The following is a 17,279-nucleotide window of genomic DNA, read 5'->3' on the forward strand; positions in this document are numbered from 1 at the left end:
TCCAGCCCGACACGCCCGGCGCCGACAGGCCGCCGTTCGCACCGCCCGTCGCCGCATTCACCACCATCAGCGCGCCCTGGATGCTCGCATTGCACGGATCGTTGGTGCCCGGGATCAAGGTCTGGATCACCGCGCGGCCCGTGTCGAACAGCGCACCTGGCGTCACCACCACGCGCTCGCCGGCCGAGGACGTCGACGGACCCAGGTCGAAGTACCAGCCGCCCTTGGTGCTGGCCACCGGGTTGTCGGTGAGGCCGCGCGCGATGGTCTTGCCGTCGTCCGCCGTGGCCTCGCTCAGGGTCTGCGCCACCAGCTGGCTGCGCGTCACCGTCGTGCCGTTGTCGCGGATGCCGTACACCGACTGCGTCGTCGCGCTGCCGCTGGTGTTGTCGCCCACGCCCAGGTACTTGCCCGTGCCGAACACCACGATGAACTTGTTGGTCGCCGGGTCCGCGAACAGGCGCGGCATGCTGGTGATCGGCTGCGCACCGGCGGTGGCCGGCTGGAACGCCAGGGTTACCGCCCAGTTGTTGGGGTCGCTCGACGAGAGGTCGTAGCGCCACAGGTTGCCGTCGAGGTCGCCGGCAAACGCCACGTCGTCGATCTGATCGTCGTTGTAGTCGCCCAGCACCGGCGAGGACAGGCCATGGCTGGCCGCACCGCTGTGGCTCGCATCCGGCGTCTTCAGCTCGCGGATCAGCTTGCCGGTCTGCGCATCCAGCACGAACAGCGAGCTGTAGGTGTTGGAGGCCGCCGCCGGCGAGCTGCAGTTGGCGCCGGTGAACGGAGCCTTGGTGCAATCCGGGAAATAGCCGCCCGGCACCAGCACCACCCACTTGCCGTTATTCAGGCGGCCGATGTTCGGCTGGCCGTAGGTGTAGCCCAGGTTGGCAGGGTTGCCACCGGGGTTGCTGATCGAACCGTCGGCCCACGCCGTTTGCGTCGGCGCATCGGCGTTGAATTCCCACAGCACCTTGCCCGCCGCCATCGCCGTCGGATCGGTGATATCCAGCGCATACACGCCGCGGCCGCCCAGGCGCAGCCCGCTCACCAGCAGCGTGTGCCAGCCCGCCGAGGTGGTCACCGGGGTGGTGGTGGCGGCGCCGAAGTACACGTCGCGCGTCACCGGAATGCCGTCAGCGGTCGGCATGAATTTGAAGCCATCCTTCACCGTGAGGTTGCCCAGGTTCGGATAAGCCGCGCGCGGCACATAGGCAAACAGTTCCTTGCCGGCGCCCGTGGCCGGAACCACGTTGCCGCTGGAATCCGTGATCTGCGACGCATCGAACGCATGCAGCATGCCGTCGTTAGCGCCCACGTACACCACCGGCTTACGGCTGACATTGTTCTGCACGAATGCCTCGTAGGTGTGGCAGGTCAGCGGCGTCTGCGTGGCGCAATCGGCCGCGTCGCCCGCCACCGCGGCCTGCTCCGGCGAGCCGGTCGGCCAGGTGTTGCGGTAGCCGCTGGACGGGTAGCTCACATACACCGCCTGCGAACCGATGATCGCGCCCAGCAGGTGGTTGCGCGGGCGGAACGTGGTGTTTTCCTTGGTGCGGTCGCCGCGCAGGTAATCGAGGCGCGTCTGGCCCGTGTCGTTGGTCGCATCGATCGTCGCCGGCGTGCCGCTGAGCAAGGTCTGGCCCGCGCTGTCCAGGCTGGCAAAGGTCTTGAAGGCGACGCCGGCGCTGAAGCTGCCGTCGCTGCCTTCCTTCGCCGTAAGGATGTTGCGATTGGCCGGTACGGTCTTGGTCGCGTCATCCAGAATCGCACCAGCGTCCCACACCACCGTCGAGGTCGCGCCATTGGTAGCGATCGACACCGCCTGGAACGTACCGCTCCAGTCCGCCGAGCTGTAGCCCGTATTGAAGCCCAGCGCGCCGGGCACCAGCACCGCCGAATTCACCGCACCGGTATTGGCCGGAATGGTGCGCGCACTGATGTTGGTAAGAATCGCGCTGAGCTGGTCCACCAGGTTCTGCGGATTGCCGGCGCTGAAGTAGGCGCCGCGGCTGTTGATCGCCGCATGCCAGGTATCGTCGATGCCCGGCGGCGAGTTGTTTGCCGGCGTGGTCCAGCCGGCAGCGCCGGTGGAGTTGACCGTGCCTTTGCGCAGCGCGCACAGATCATTCGCAGTCGTCACCACGCAGTCGGCATCGTTGGAGAAGTTCAATTCGCCCGCGATACCCAGGGTCACCATGTACTGCACCAGGTGCGGCCAGTTGGCGGGATCGTTCTTCGGATTGAAATACTGCTCCAGCGCGGCCGTCCCACCCGTGACGCCGGTCGTCTTGTCCGGCATGTACGGCGGCACCAGCTTGCCGTTGGCCGGGTCATAGAGATCCGGCCGCAGGTTGGTGGCCCAATAGTTAAAGGCGATGTTGGCCAGCGACGAGGTGTACTTGTCGCCCTGCACGTCCCAGAACACGCGGGACTGGGCGGACGCGGTGGAATAGCTCGTGCCATCCGGCAAGGTCTGCGAGGTCTGGCTGTCCGTGAACGGCGTGGGCAGCCCCGGATCGTCTTCGTTCCAGTAGCCGTCCGTCACCACCATGTGGAAGTTCTGGCGGCAGGTCAGCTCCAGGCCGTCCGCCCCGGACTTGGCCGGCGGATCCCAGTACGGATCGTGCAGATCGCCGGTGGCACCGGTGTTGTTGCTGCCGCGCTGGAAGAACTGACCCGCGCGGATCGTCGAAGCACGCAGCGGTGTCGCATTGGTTGCCGGCACTTCGAAGATCCAGTTGAAGAAGGCCGAGCGATAGCAGTTCGGCGGCGTCTTCACCGTGCCGGTCTGCAGGCCGATGGTGCTGGGATCGACACTGGAGGCGACGCAAGCCGGCGAGTTGGCATCCATCAGATTGCTGATGATGGTGCTGTCCTGCAGCTGGAAGGTGTCGCTGGTGTAGAGGTTCTGCCAGGCCACGCGGAACGTGCTGCCGTAGCCGCCGGTGGAATTGGCCGCACCCAGCTTGCCGAACACACGCGACAGCGCCGAACGCGTCATGAGATTGCGCGTGCGGTAGTAGGCGTACCAGTTGGCGAAGTTCTGCCACTCGTTGACGGTGACGCCGCCGATGGTGACGTTCTGGCTGCGCACCGCAACGGCTTCCCAGTTCGAAGCGTTGTAAAGATTGCCGATGCCGGCGTTGGTCGGATTGCCATAGATGTCGACCGCGATGGTGGGCGCGGACGACTTGTAGCGATAGTAATAAGGACCGCCGTTCGGATAGGCCGCACCGTCCGGACCGTTCTTGGTGTAGTCCATCGGAGACGTGCCGTAGCCGCACTTCCAACGGTTATCGGTGCCCGCGTTCTGCGTGGTGACGGTCCACTGCCAGGAGTTCTTGGTGGTCCCGCAGCTGCCATTGCTTTTCTTGTCGACACAGACGCACGAGCCCGGATCGGCATTCGCCGCACAGCTCGATCCGGTCTTGGTGCTGATCGACGCCCAGATGCCGGTGAGGTCGGTGGCGCCGGTCGGATCCGTCGTGCCGTTGGGGTTGTTGCGGTAGGTACCGGTACCCGCCAAGGTGATCTGGTTGCGCGGGCGGTTCACCGAAATGCCGTCCAGCGCCACGCGGGTCAGTCCCGCATCGGCATTGGGGAAGGACGTGCCATCCGCCTTGATCGGCGGCAGATACAGCACGTTCGGGTTGTAGTACACGCCGTTCATCGCGTGCGACAGGATGTTGGTCGCACTGGTGACACGCGGATCGATCACGCCCGCGCAACGCCACGGACCGCTCCAGGTGTCATTGTCGAACGGCCGGTTGTCGCCCATGTAGTTGCTGGCCATCGACCCCGAATCGTCGAAGGTCACGGCGATGTTGGGCGCCACGCCCTGCGTCAGGTTCGGCGGCGTGGGGCTCAGTTCGACCACGGCGGCGGGCGCGGCCGTGCTGGACGTAGCCAGCATGCTGCTGGCCAGCATCGGCGCGATCTGCGCGTCGGCGGTCGGCACGAAGGGTACCGGCAGCCCGCCCAGCAGGGTCAGGCCGAGCACGAGCGCGGCGATGCCGCGGCGTGTCGAGAAGAAATGGCGAATGCGCATGGCTGGATGGCTCCGGCTCGAAAGCTCGTGTGCTCGGTGGTTCGCGTTTAATTGCTTTTGGCGGCGAAGGTGCTTTCCATCACCCTCACCGTGTTGGCGTCCGCGCCGGTGGCGCGCGCCGTGATGCGATAGACGTGGCGGCTGGTGCTGCCCGCGCCGGTGCCGCCGCTGCCGGTGGCGCCCGATTCGTGCAGGCCGCCGCTGGCTCCCGGCGGCAGCTCCGTGCCCATGTCCTCGATCAGATACACCGGGTTCTTGGCCAGCGCGCCGGTCAGCTGGTTGCCGGTCAGCGCGGTGAAATCCGTGGCGTTGTCGGCGCCCTTGTAGGTCGCCGTGCCGGTGGTGATCCAGCCCGCGCCGCCGCGGAACTTGGTGATGGTGCCGTTGGCGCCGTACAGCGCCGTGTTGCTCGGGTCGTAGCGGTAGCAGTTGCCCGCCAGCACGCCGGAGCCGCACAGCAGCGGCGTGCTGGTCAGCTTGGTCGTGCTGGTCCACAGCTTCCATTCCACGCCGCGCAGCGTGGTTTCCGCGGCCATGTCCGCCAGGCTGGTGTTGCGCAGGCCGCCGGCCATGCGCTCCTGCAGCAGCGAACGGCCCGACGCGCTCAGCGCCAGGATGGTCAGCAGCACCAGGAAGATCAGCGCCACGATCAGCACCACGCCGCGCTGGCGTTGCGCGCGCGGCTGCCGCGGACAAGAGCGTGCGTACATCATGTGTTTCCCCTTCGTGGCCGCAAGGCGGCGTCCCGCCTTACGGATTGAAATTGCGTACCGCCACCACCGCGGTGAACTCGCGCCGCAGCATCGGATTGACGAAGCCCTGGTCGCTCGGCTTGATGCCGTGCGCCGTGGGCGCGGCCGGCGTGGTCTTGCCGTCGATGCCGTAGGTGTAGGCCAGGTCGTTCGCGGTCAGCGTGTACAGCGGAATCTGGCCGTCGATCACCAGGTTGATCTCCACGCTGGACACCGCGCGCCACAGGCAGCCGACCGTGGTGATGCTGTTGACTTCGCCCGGCGGGCAGCTGATGCCGGTGGCGGCGTCCACCACGTCGGCGGTGACGTAGCGCACCTTGCCGTTGACGTCCTGGATGCCGTAGCGGAAATCCATGCGCTCCACGCCGCGCACCAGTTCGTCTTCGCTGCCGCCCGGGTTGGCCGTGGTGCCGTCGGACTTGAACGCGCCGCCGTTGACGCGGCGCATCAGCGCGCCGGTGGTCTGGCCGTTGCCGTTGCCGTTGTCCACCACCTTCACGTAGTAGGTGACGGTCTGGAAGTCGCGGTTGAAATCGAACAGCTTCGGCGCCGACAACGGCTGCTGCGGAGCCGGCGAGCCGAAGTTGTTGCTGCTGTCCGGCGTCAGCGTCGAGCCGGTCTTGGTGACGGCGAACACCTGCGCATTGGAGCAGTCGGCCAGCATGGCCATGTCGCCGCTGGCGAAATCGCTGGCCGGCGGCTCGCCAGCCGAGGTGGCGGGCGCCAGGGTGATGCTGGTGATCACCGAACCGCTGGAAGCGGCCGTGGCGATCGAGGTGCCGCCGGCGCCGATGGCCCAGCCGCGGTCGGCGTTGACATAGCGCACGGTGATCACGTCGGTGCCGATCACACGGTTGCCCACCGCCTTGCCGGTGGCGGGAATGCTGGCGATGGCGCTGTGCGGATCGATCGGCTTGCAGGTGGTGGCGGTGCAGTCGTAGCCGCGCATGAACAGGTACGAGGGCATCGAATACTGCGCGGTCGGCTGCGTCGGATAGGTATTGGTGCCGCTGGTGGCGCCGAAGGCCGTGGTCACGTCGCCGATCGCCGAAGGCAGGCCCTTGGCATACACCATCGGCGAGCGCAGGCCGTCCAGATACACCTGCGATGCCGCCGCCGGCTTGGCCACGCCGCCGGTGTTGGTGCAGTACTGGCCGTTGGCCATGCCCAGGTCCTGCTTGAGGCGGGTCACGGCGAAGCGGCCCTCTTCCTGCAGCCGCGCCAGCTGCGTCTGCGCGCGGTTGCTGGAAGAAGTGGAATTGAAGATGGCAACCACGCCGCCGGCCACGACCAGGCCAAGCACCATCGCCACCATCAGTTCGATCAAGGTCAGGCCGGCCTGGGCGGCCCGGCCGGCAACAGTCGGATGCGCTGAGTTGGTCACGGCTGGAAGGTCCACGAGAAGGTCTGCTGGGTGACGCCGGTCTTCTGCTGCGGACCGGTACCGGACTGCTGCTCGTCCCAGGCGATGCGCATGTTGCACACGCCGCCGTACGGCGGGCGCATGCCCACCTGGCCCGGATCGGCCGGCACCGCGGCGGTGGAGCCCGAGGCGGGCGTGCCCATCGTCCAGCCCGCCGGGGTGTAGCCCGCCGGCGCGTTGTTGCAGCTGATCACGGCGCTTACGTTCGGCAGGAAGGTGCTGAGCTGGCGGCTCCAGGCGCGCTGGTCGGAGGCAGCCAGTTCCTGCGGAGTGCAGCCGGAGCCGCAGTCGTTGTTCGAGGCCGTACTGGCGGCCACCGGATAGCCGGTGCCGTTGTAGAAGCCGCTCCACACGCCCACCGGGTTGGAACCCATGCGGTCGGCCATGGTGCTGGCCAGGAAGGTGACCTGGGTGCGCTGGTAGGCCGAATGATTGGAGCGCGTCGCCATGACCATGAGGCCGGCCAGGCCGATCAGGCCGATGCTGAAGATCAGCACGGCCATCAGCACTTCGATCAGCGAAACGCCGCGCTGACGCGACACAGCATGCATGACGGATTCTCCCCTGGAAGCGCGGCTACTCTCCTTAGGAGGGGAGAATTCCCACAAGCGGAATCCGACAAGCGGCAGGATTCGTCCGATGAGCGGTGAGGCCGATTCGGTGGGAATGCGTGGCTTCGCAATAGAAATGAGCACTGGATCGCACTAGACAGGACGCGCCTGCCGGGGGCGCCGGCAAGGCGGATGGGATCGCTCAGCGGATGATTTGCCGCCAGGAACGGCGGCGCCAGACGGCGTCGTTGATGTTCAGAACATGGTTGCTGCCGGTGAGCTTCAGGCCCGGCACCAGCACGCTGCCGCCGCCCACCGTCGTCACCAGCGGCACCGTGCCGGTGGTGCGCGGGTCGTTCACCCGGCCGCCCACCACGTACTTGCCCGTGCCGGTCCAGCCCGACACGCCCGGCGCCGACAGGCCGCCGTTCGCACCGCCCGTCGCCGCATTCACCACCATCAGCGCGCCCTGGATGCTCGCATTGCACGGATCGTTGGTGCCCGGGATCAAGGTCTGGATCACCGCGCGGCCCGTGTCGAACAGCGCACCTGGCGTCACCACCACGCGCTCGCCGGCCGAGGACGTCGACGGACCCAGGTCGAAGTACCAGCCGCCCTTGGTGCTGGCCACCGGGTTGTCGGTGAGGCCGCGCGCGATGGTCTTGCCGTCGTCCGCCGTGGCCTCGCTCAGGGTCTGCGCCACCAGCTGGCTGCGCGTCACCGTCGTGCCGTTGTCGCGGATGCCGTACACCGACTGCGTCGTCGCGCTGCCGCTGGTGTTGTCGCCCACGCCCAGGTACTTGCCCGTGCCGAACACCACGATGAACTTGTTGGTCGCCGGGTCCGCGAACAGGCGCGGCATGCTGGTGATCGGCTGCGCACCGGCGGTGGCCGGCTGGAACGCCAGGGTTACCGCCCAGTTGTTGGGGTCGCTCGACGAGAGGTCGTAGCGCCACAGGTTGCCGTCGAGGTCGCCGGCAAACGCCACGTCGTCGATCTGATCGTCGTTGTAGTCGCCCAGCACCGGCGAGGACAGGCCATGGCTGGCCGCACCGCTGTGGCTCGCATCCGGCGTCTTCAGCTCGCGGATCAGCTTGCCGGTCTGCGCATCCAGCACGAACAGCGAGCTGTAGGTGTTGGAGGCCGCCGCCGGCGAGCTGCAGTTGGCGCCGGTGAACGGGGCCTTGGTGCAATCCGGGAAGTAACCACCCGGCACCAGCACCACCCACTTGCCGTTGTTGAGGCGGCCGATGTTCGGCTGGCCGTAGGTGTAGCCCAGGTTGGCGGGGTTGCCGCCCGGGTTGCTGGTCGAGCCGTCGCTCCACGCGGTCTGCGTCGGCGCATCGGCGTTGAATTCCCACAGCACCTTGGCCGTGCCCATCGACGAAGGATCGGTGACATCCAGTGCATACACGCCGCGGCCGCCCAGGCGCAGCCCGCCCACCAGCAGCGTGTGCCAGCCCGCCGAAGTCGTCACCGGCGTGGTCGTGGCACTGCCGAAGTACACGTCGCGCGTGACAGGAATGCCGTCAGCGGTCGGCATGAACTTGAAGTTGTTCTTGACCGTCAGGTTGCCCAGGTTGGCATAGGCCGCGCGCGGCACATAGGCAAACAGTTCCTTGCCGGCGCCGGTGGTCGGAACCACGTTGCCGCTGGAATCGGTGGTCATCGAAGCGTCGAACGCATGCAGCATGCCGTCGTTAGCGCCCACGTACACCACCGGCTTGCGGCTGACATTGTTCTGCACGAACGCCTCGTAGGTGTGGCAGGTCAGCGGCGTCTGCGCCGCGCAATCGGCCGCATCGCCCGCCACCGCTGACTGCTCCGGCGAACCGGTCGGCCAGGTGTTGCGGTAGCCGCTGGACGGGTAGCTCACATACACCGCCTGCGAACCGATGATCGCGCCCAGCAGATGGTTGCGGGTGCGGAACGTGGTGGTTTCCTTGCTGCGGTCGCCGCGCAGATAGTCCACACGCGTCTGGCCGGTGTCGTTCGTCGCATCGACACTTGCTGGCGAGCCACTGAGCAAGGTCTGTCCCGCACTATCCAGATCGCTGAAAGTCTTGAACGCGATGCCCCCTTTGAAGCTTCCATCGCTCTTGCGCGTGGACGTCAGGATATGGCGCTTCGCCGGATCCATCCGATCCAGCAGCGCCCCCGCATCCCACGCCATCGCCGCGATCTCGCCGCGCGGCGTCACCGCCATCGCCTGCAGGCTGCCATGCCACTCCGCCGAGCTGTAGCCCAGATTGAAGCCCAGCGCGCCGGCCACCAGCACCGCCGAATTCATCGCACTGGTCGTCGCCGGCACCGCACGCGTGTTGATGCTGGTGAGGATGGTGCTGAGCTGATCCACCAGCAATTGCGGATTGGCCGCGCTGAAGTAGGCACCTCGGCCGTTGACCGCCGCATGCCAGGTGTCGTCCACGGCGGCCGGCTGGTCGCGCTCGGGCCTGGTCCAGCCGCTGGCGCCGGTGGCGTTGGCGTTGCCGCGTCGCAAAGCGCACAGATCGTTGGCGGCAGCGACCGTGCAGTTGGCGTCATCGGAGAAATTCAGTTTTCCCGCAATGCCCAGCGTCACCATGTACTGCACCACGTGCGGCCAGTTGGCGGGATCGTTCTTCGGGTTGAAGTACTGCTCCGCTTCTTTCGAAGCCGCTCCCGTCACCACGCCGGTGCTCTTGTCCGGCATGTAGGGCCGCACCTGTCTGCCCGTGGCCGGATCGTAAAGATCCGGCCGCAGATTGGTGGCCCAGTAATGAAAGGCGATATTCGCCAGCGACGAAGTGAGCTTGGTGCCCTGCACATCCCAGAACACGCGCGACTCCGCCGCCACGGCGGAATACTTCGTGCCGTCGGGCAGCGTGTGGGAGTTCTGGCTGTCCTTGAACGACGTCGGCAGGAGCAGCTGATCGTCGCTGTTCCAATAGCCGTCTGTCACCATCATGTGGAAGTTCTGCCGGCAGGTCAGCTCCAATCCGTCCGCGCCTCCTTTCGCCGGCGGCTCCCAGTACGGATCGTGCAGGTCGCCCGTAGCGCCGGTGTTGCCCTTGCCGCGTTCAAAGAACTTGCCCGCCCGGATGGTCGATGAACGCAAGGGCGTCGCGCCCTTGGGCAAGGTCTCGAAGATCCAGTTGAAGAAAGCCGAGCGGTAGCAGTTCGGCGGCGTCTTCAGCGTGCCCGCCTGCAGCCCCAGCGTCTTCGGGTCAGCGTTGGCAGCGGCACAGGCCGGCGTATTGGCATCCATCAACGTACTGATGATGGCGTCGCCCTGCAGGCGGAAGGTGTCGTCGGTGTAGAGGTTCTGCCAGGCCACGCGGAACGCGCTGCCGTAGCCGCCGCCGGTGGCGGGCGCGCCGAGCTTGGCGAACACGCGCGACATCACCGTGCGCGTCATCAGCATGCGCGTGCGGTAGTAGGCGTACCAGTTGGCGAAGTTTTTCCATTCGTTGACGGTGACACCGCCGATGCTCACATTCTGGTTGCGCACCGCGACGGCTTCCCAGTTCGCGGCTTTGTAGAGATTGTCCCTGCCCGCCTTGGTCGGATTGCCATACGCATCGACGGCGATGGATGGCGCGGACGACTTGTAGCGGTAGTAGTAAGGGCCGCCGATGGGATAGGCCTTGCCATCAGGCCCGGTGGTCTTGCCGTCCATCGGCGAGGACTGGCTCTTTCCGCATACCCAGCGATAGTCGTAGGACGGCTTTCCACCGCCGGAGCCATACACGCCGGTCAGATCGGTGGCGCCCCGGCTTTCTTCCGGGCGTGAACGCGTGGTCGGGCTATACGGGTTGTTGCGATAGGAGCCGCTGGCATCCAGTGCCGCCGGGCTGCGCGGGCGATGGATCGCCATGCCATCCACCGGCACGCGTTTCAGGTCGCCGGCCGGATCGGCATCCGGGAACACCGTGCCATCGGCTCGGAGCGGTGGCAGGTACAGCACGCTCGGGTTGTAGTACACGCCGTTCATCGTGCGCGAGCGGATGTCCGCCGCACTGGTGATGCGAGGGTCGATCACACCGGCGCACTGCCAGGGACCGGACCATCCCGCATCGTCATAGGGCCGATAGTCGCCCATGAAGTTCCACGACATCGAGCCGGAATTATCGAACGTCACCGCGATATTCGGCGCCACGCCCTGAGTCAGGTTCGGCGGCGTGGGACTCAGCTCCGTCACGGCCACCGGCGGAGCGGCCTGCATGGCGATCGTCGACAACGGGCAACCGCTCGCCAGCAGGAGAGCGAGACAACGCATCGCGGCGGTGCGACGGATCGGACAGGCTGGGCGAATAGGCATGACGGTACGCGCCGGCGCGCGTGCTCCGGCTCCATGGCTCATGTGATGAAAATTCAGCAGGCGGCGTTGAACAGCTTCCTGCGGCGAAGGCGCATCAACCCGATCGGCGATCGATGCAGGCGATGGCATGCATGGGCATGCACCCCTGGAAACACCGGACCACTCTCTGCGCGTTGCATGGCCAAGGCCAAGCAAAGTCCGACGAACGGCCGCATCCTTCCGATAAGCGTGAAACGCTGCTTTCAGAACAGTACGAGCCTCGGTTCGGTGGGCACCGATGGCTACGATCGGGTGCGTAAACCCTCGATCCAGCGGCGTCCACTGTGGCCTGCACCCTTTTCCCTAGGCATCCGCCTCCTGTGAGCGGATAATCACGGGCCCGATTCGCCAAGAAAGCACCGCAGATGTTCGTACCCGGCCAACGTTGGATCTCCACCGCCGAACCCGAGCTGGGCCTCGGCACGGTGCTACGGGTGGAGGGGCGCGGCGTGCAGGTGCTGTTCGCCAAGGCCGGCGTGCTAAGGCCCTATGCGGTGGATTCGGCGCCGCTGGTGCGCGCGGAATTCCGTGCAGGGCAGCGCGTTTCCGGCAAGGGCATCGCCTTCCTGGTCGAGCGGGTGGAGATCAAGGAAGACCTGCTGATCTACCGCGGCGAAGGCCGCGAACTGCACGAAGGCCAGCTCGACGACGAGCAGAGCGTGAGCCAGGCCGACGACCGCCTGATCGGCGGCCGCACCGACCCGGTGGCGCGCTTCGACCTGCGTATGGAAGGCCTGCAGCGCCGCGCCGCGGCCCGCCGCTCCGCCGCCTGGGGCCTGGGCGCCGCACGCATCGGCCTGGTGCCGCACCAGCTGCGCGTGGCCGGCATCGCCGCCTCGCGCCGCCCGCCGCGCGTGCTGCTGGCCGACGAAGTCGGCCTGGGCAAGACCATCGAAGCCGGCATGATCCTGGCCCGCCAGCTGGCCACCGGCCGCGCCCAGCGCGTGCTGGTGCTGCTGCCGGACACCCTGGTCTACCAGTGGTTCGTGGAACTGCTGCGCCGCTTCAACCTCAGCTTCGCCATCTACGACGAAGAGCGCTGCGAGTCGCTGGACCTGAACGGCGACGGCGCCAACCCGTTCGAAGACGAACAGCTGGTGATCGCCGACTTCAGCTTCCTCGAGCACAACGCCAAGCGCGCCGAGCAGCTGCTCGCGGCGCCGTGGGACCTGCTGGTGGTCGACGAAGCGCACCACCTGGCCTGGACGCCCGAAGCCGCCAGCCCGCGCTACGCGCTGGTCGAGCGCCTGGCCGCGGCCACGCCCGGCGTGATCCTGCTCACCGCCACGCCCGAACAGCTCGGCCGCAGCGGCCACTTCGCCCGCCTGCGCCTGCTCGACCCGCAGCGCTACCGCGACCTGGCCAGCTACCTGGCCGAGGCGGACAGCTTCCAGGATCTGTCGCATATCGCCGACCGCCTGCTCGATGGCGAAGCGCTGGACGAGGCCCAACTGGCCCGCCTGCGCGACGCCTTCGCCGGCGACGACGCCCTGCTCGCTCACCTCGCCGACACCACCAAGCCCGCGCATGCGCGCGAGCTGATCGCCGCGCTGATCGACCGCCACGGCACCGGCCGCGCCATGTTCCGCAACCGCCGCGCCGGCATCGGCGGCTTTCCGCAGCGCGTGCCGGTATGGCATCTGCTGGACGCTGGCCTGCTCAGCGAAGACGGCCGCCAGGCGCTGCTCGCCGAATTCCACGCCGATATCCAGCAGCCCTCGCCGCCGCAGGAGCCGGATTATTCCGCCGATCCGCGCGTGGATGCGCTGGTGGCCTTGCTCGACGCGCATCCGCAAGACAAGTTCCTGTTAATCTGCCGCAGCCAGGCCAAGGTGCTGGCGCTGGAAGAAGCCTTGCGCACCAAGAGCGGCGTCGGCGTGGCGCGTTTCCACGAAGGCCTCGGCATCGTGCAGCGCGACCGCAACGCGGCCTACTTCGCGCAGCCGGACGGCGCGCGCCTGCTGATCTGTTCCGAGATCGGCTCCGAAGGCCGCAACTTCCAGTTCGCCCATCGCCTGGTGCTGTGGGACCTGCCGCTGGACCCTGACCTGCTGGAACAGCGCATCGGCCGCCTGGACCGTATCGGCCAGAAGCACGACATCAGCATCCATATCCTGGCCGTGGCCGACAGCGCCCAGCACGTGCTGGCGCGCTGGTACGACGAAGGCGTCGACGCCTTCCGCCTCAGCCCCGCCGACGGCCGCGAACTGCTGCGCCGCTACGGCGAACCGCTGGCGCGCCTGGCCGACGAGCACGCGCGCGGCGACGACAACCGCGACCAGGAACTGGACGTGCTGCTGGCCGAGACGCGCGCCAGCCACGAGGAAATGGCCGCGCTGATCCGCGACGGCCGCGATCATCTGCTGGAGCTGGCGGCCAGCCGCGACCTGCATGCCGACGAGTTGCAGCAGGCGTTCACGCGCGAGGAGCACGATCCCGGCCGCGACGATTTCATCCAGCGCCTGCTGGAGCAGTTCGGCATCCATGCCGAGGAACTCGGCGGCAAGGTTCTGCTGCTCGATCCGCAATACCTCTCCACCGACGCCCTGCCCGGCTTCAGCGAAGGCCCCGTGGCGGTGACGTTTGCGCGCGAAGTCGCGCTGGCGCGCGAGGATCTGCCGCTGCTGCGGCTGGATCATCCGATGACGGCCGGCGCGCTGGATCTGGTGCTCACCGGTGAGGAAGGCAATGCCGCCTTCCTCGTCGACGATGCGCTGCCGCCGCGCACGGCGCTGCTGCAGGCGGTGTATCTGCTGGAATGCGTGGCCGACCGCAAGCTGGACGCCGAGCGCTTCCTGCCGGCCTTGCCGGTGCAGGTCACCGTCGATACGCGCCTGGCCGAACGCGCCGGCTTCCAGCCGAGCGAGCTGGCTTTGCGCAAGGCGGCGGACCGCAATATCGAAGTGCCGCGCTATCGCAAGTTCCTCGCCAAGCTGGTGCCCCCGATGCTGGAGAAGGCGGAGGAGCTCGCCGCCGAACGCGCCAAGACCAGCATCGACGAAGCGGTGGCGAACGCCACCGACACGCTCGATGCGGAGCTGTCGCGCCTGCTGGCGCTGCGCGCCGTGAACCCCGCCATCAGCGAGACGGAAATCGCCGCCGTCGCAGGCGAACGCACGGCGCTGCTGGACGCGCTGCCGCAAGCACGCCTGCGCCTGGATGCAGTGCGCTTCGTAGTCAGCCCGGATTTCCTCGCCCTGCGCTGAGCCACCGGTCAAGGACGACACCATGCAGCACTACCACCTGAGCTGCGCCTGCGGCGCCTCCATCCTGCAACTGCACGGCGAACCCGCAGCCCGCGCCATCTGCCACTGCAACGCCTGCCGCGACCTCTACAGCTCCATCCTCCTCGCCGCCACCGCCTGGCCCACCGCACAAATAAGCTACGCCGGCACCCAAGACGCCCTGTCCACCCACCAGCACCCCACCCTCCGGATGCGCCGCCACCTCTGCCGCCACTGCGGCGAACTAGTCCACGGCAGCAACCGCTTCGACCTGGCAGTCATCCCCAACACCCGCGTCATGCGCGCCTACGACGGCACGCTCCCGCCAGAACTAGCGCCCACCATGCACCTGTTTTACGCACAACGCGCATTCGACATCGCCGATGCTTTGCCCAAGTATCTGCAAGGCTGGGATGGGCCACTGGCCTGATCCATATAGCCGCGAACTCCGCGCAACGCTCCGCCCGGCCCCTCACCCTGCCCTCTCCCCGGAGGGGAGAGGGGTGGAGTCGTGAGGTATGCAGGAGCGAAGAGCGAAAGCTGGCCTCGGTTCTTGAACATCCTCTTCGCCACGGCACGTTGAAGAACCCGCCACGTAAACGCACAGTCGTTTCGTGTAGACCCAGGTCAATCAAGTTACCGCAGACGCCCACTGCTCCTTCTAGTCGCGTCGCGAGCCGTTGCTCTAAGGCCATTTCTTTTGGGTTACTTTTTCTTTGGGCCAGCAAAGAAAAAGTGACTCGGGCGCCGGCAGGCGCACGAAATGCCCGCTGCATAAGCGGCCAGTTCGCGCCACCGCGAAAACCAGGCGAAAAAGTCACTGGATCCCAGCTTTCGCTGGGATGACGAGCCATGACGGGCCATCAGCCCAACATGAAATCCACAGCAGCAGCCGCATGCAACGCAGCCGTATCGAACAGCGGCACCGGACTATCCTCACGCCCAACGAGCAAACCAATCTCGGTGCAACCGAGAATCACCCCTTGCGCCCCGCGCGCAGCGCAATCCACCATCACCTCCCGATAAAACTGCCGCGAGGAATCAAGCACCACCCCCGCGCACAACTCCTCGTAGATGATGCGATGCACCTCACGCCGCTGCCCCTCATCGGGCACCAGGCATCGAATGCCATATCGAGCCCGCAGGCGTTCCCGATAGAACTCCTGTTCCATCGTAAAAACAGTCCCCAACAACGCCACCTGATGACACCCCGCCGCCCGCAGCGCCGCCCCCGTCGGATCCGCAATATGCAAAAACGGCAACGCCGTCGCCGCCACCACGGCATCAGCCACCTTATGCATCGTATTGGTCGCCAACACGATGGCCTCAGCGCCACCGGCCTCCAGCCGCCGCGCCGACGCGGCCAACAACTCCCCCGCGTGATGCCAATCACCCTGCCGCTGCAACACCTCGATCTCACCGAAATCCAGGCTGTCCAGCAACAGCCGCGCCGACCGCAACGGCCCCAGCCGCTCCCGCACGCCACGGTTGATCAGCTGATAGTAGGCAACGGTGGATTCCCAACTCATGCCGCCGATCAGCCCCACCGTGCGCAGGCGCGGCTCCACCGTCACACCGCCTGCGGCGCGAGCGCGCGCATCCGCGCACCGATGCCGAGGAACTTATAAGCCAGCGACAGCAGCACCACCCAGCCGGCGCCCACGTACAGCGCCACGCGCGTATCGGGGCTGTAGCCAAGCATGAACAGCACGAAGGCCAGGAACAGCAGGCACACCACGCTGGTCAGCGGCCACGCGCGCAGCGGGAACTGGGTGGCGCCGTGGCGGCGGCGGAAGCTGAAGTGGGCGATCAGCACCATCATCCAGGTCCACACCGTATTGAAGGCCAGGATCGACATCATCATGGCGAAGATGCGCTCCGGCAGCAGGTAGTTCAGCACCACGCCCAGGATCAGGCAGGCCAGCGTCACCAGCACCGCGCGCACCGGCACGCCGTGCTCGCTCACCTTGCCCAGGAAGGCCGGCGCCTGCGCCTTGGTCGACAGGCTGTACAGCATGCGGCTGCCGCTGAAGGTGGTGCTGTTGAAGCCCGACAGCGCCGCGGTGATCACCACGAAGTTGATCAGCCCGGCCGCCTGCGGAATGCCCAGCTTGCCGAAGGTGGTGACGAAGGGGCTGCCCTGGGTGCCGAGCTGGTTCCACGGGTAGATCGCCATGATCACGAACAGCGCGCCCACGTAGAAAATCAGGATGCGCCACAGCACCGAATTCACCGCGCGCGGAATGGTGCGCTCCGGCTGCGAGGCTTCGCCCGCCGCCATGCCGATGGTCTCGATGCCGCCGAACGCGAACACCACCACCGGCAGCGCCAGCACCATGCCGGTGAAACCGTGCGGGAACCAGCCGCCGTGCGACCACAGATTGACCAGGCCCACCGGCTGGCCGCCATTGCCCCAGCCCAGCCAGATCATGCCGGCGCCGCCGAGGATCATCAGCACCACCGTCACCACCTTGATCAGGGTGAACCAGAATTCCATCTCGCCGTAGACCTTCACCGCCATCAGGTTCAGGCCGCCGATCATCGCCACGCTGCCGAACACCCAGATCCACTGCGGCAGCTCCGGAAACCACTGGCGCATGTAGATGCCCACGGCGGTGCTCTCGGCCATGCCGACGCCGACCATCAGGATCCAGTAGTTCCACCCGGTGAGATAGCCGGCGAACGGCCCGAGATAGCGATGCGCATAGGTGCTGAAGGAACCGGCCACCGGATCGTGCACGGCCATCTCGCCCAGCGCGCGCATGATGATGAAGATCATCGCGCCGCCGAACAGATAGGCGAACAGCACCGAGGGGCCGGCCAGGTTGATCGCATTGGCCGAACCCAGGAACAGGCCGGCGCCGATCGCCATCCCCAGGGCCATGAAGGTGATATGGCGCGGGGTGAGCCGGCGCTGCAGGTGCTGAGTCATGAAGGAG

General features: G+C 66.9%; 9 protein-coding genes. 2 read left to right on the forward strand and 7 right to left on the reverse strand.

The window, feature by feature from the left end; genetic code table 11:
• The 5 genes from KK141_RS15885 to KK141_RS15905 all read right to left on the reverse strand — a co-directional run.
• Window positions 1–4,051, reverse strand: a 4,051-nt coding sequence (locus KK141_RS15885) for a PilC/PilY family type IV pilus protein (protein ID WP_214587347.1), incomplete at its 3' end; no start/stop codon positions are given.
• Window positions 4,052–4,098: 47 nt separating this feature from the next.
• The gene (locus tag KK141_RS15890; protein ID WP_214572516.1) at window positions 4,099–4,764 is read right to left on the reverse strand and encodes a PilX N-terminal domain-containing pilus assembly protein; all 666 of its coding nucleotides are present in this window, start codon (window positions 4,762–4,764) and stop codon (window positions 4,099–4,101) included.
• Between the two features lie 37 nt (window positions 4,765–4,801).
• Window positions 4,802–6,187, reverse strand: a complete 1,386-nt coding sequence (locus tag KK141_RS23120) for a PilW family protein (RefSeq protein WP_214572517.1) — start codon at window positions 6,185–6,187, stop codon at window positions 4,802–4,804.
• On the reverse strand, window positions 6,184–6,777 hold the full coding sequence (pilV, locus tag KK141_RS15900; RefSeq protein ID WP_214572518.1) for a type IV pilus modification protein PilV: 594 nt from the start codon (window positions 6,775–6,777) through the stop codon (window positions 6,184–6,186). The genes KK141_RS23120 and pilV overlap by 4 nt, the downstream gene beginning before the upstream one ends.
• A 202-nt stretch (window positions 6,778–6,979) precedes the next feature.
• Window positions 6,980–10,996 (reverse strand): PilC/PilY family type IV pilus protein, encoded by a 4,017-nt coding sequence (locus KK141_RS15905; protein ID WP_214587348.1) that lies wholly within the window; start codon window positions 10,994–10,996, stop codon window positions 6,980–6,982.
• Between the two features lie 485 nt (window positions 10,997–11,481).
• Between KK141_RS15905 and rapA the strand changes: the two genes are divergently transcribed.
• Complete coding sequence (gene rapA, locus KK141_RS15910) at window positions 11,482–14,322, forward strand: RNA polymerase-associated protein RapA (protein WP_214572131.1); 2,841 nt, start codon at window positions 11,482–11,484, stop codon at window positions 14,320–14,322.
• 22 nt (window positions 14,323–14,344) lie between these two features.
• Window positions 14,345–14,770 (forward strand): GFA family protein, encoded by a 426-nt coding sequence (locus tag KK141_RS15915; RefSeq protein ID WP_214572132.1) that lies wholly within the window; start codon window positions 14,345–14,347, stop codon window positions 14,768–14,770.
• A gap of 433 nt (window positions 14,771–15,203) precedes the next feature.
• Here KK141_RS15915 and KK141_RS15920 read toward each other — a convergent pair whose 3' ends face one another.
• Both KK141_RS15920 and KK141_RS15925 read right to left on the reverse strand, forming a co-directional pair.
• Window positions 15,204–15,896: an aspartate/glutamate racemase family protein gene (locus KK141_RS15920; protein WP_214572255.1), complete on the reverse strand. Its 693-nt coding sequence runs from the start codon at window positions 15,894–15,896 to the stop codon at window positions 15,204–15,206.
• A gap of 14 nt (window positions 15,897–15,910) precedes the next feature.
• Complete coding sequence (locus KK141_RS15925) at window positions 15,911–17,272, reverse strand: amino acid permease (protein WP_214572133.1); 1,362 nt, start codon at window positions 17,270–17,272, stop codon at window positions 15,911–15,913.
• Between the last annotated feature and the right edge of the window lie 7 nt (window positions 17,273–17,279).

This window comes from Dyella sp. LX-66, assembly GCF_018599165.1.
GTDB lineage: Bacteria > Pseudomonadota > Gammaproteobacteria > Xanthomonadales > Rhodanobacteraceae > Dyella_D > Dyella_D marensis.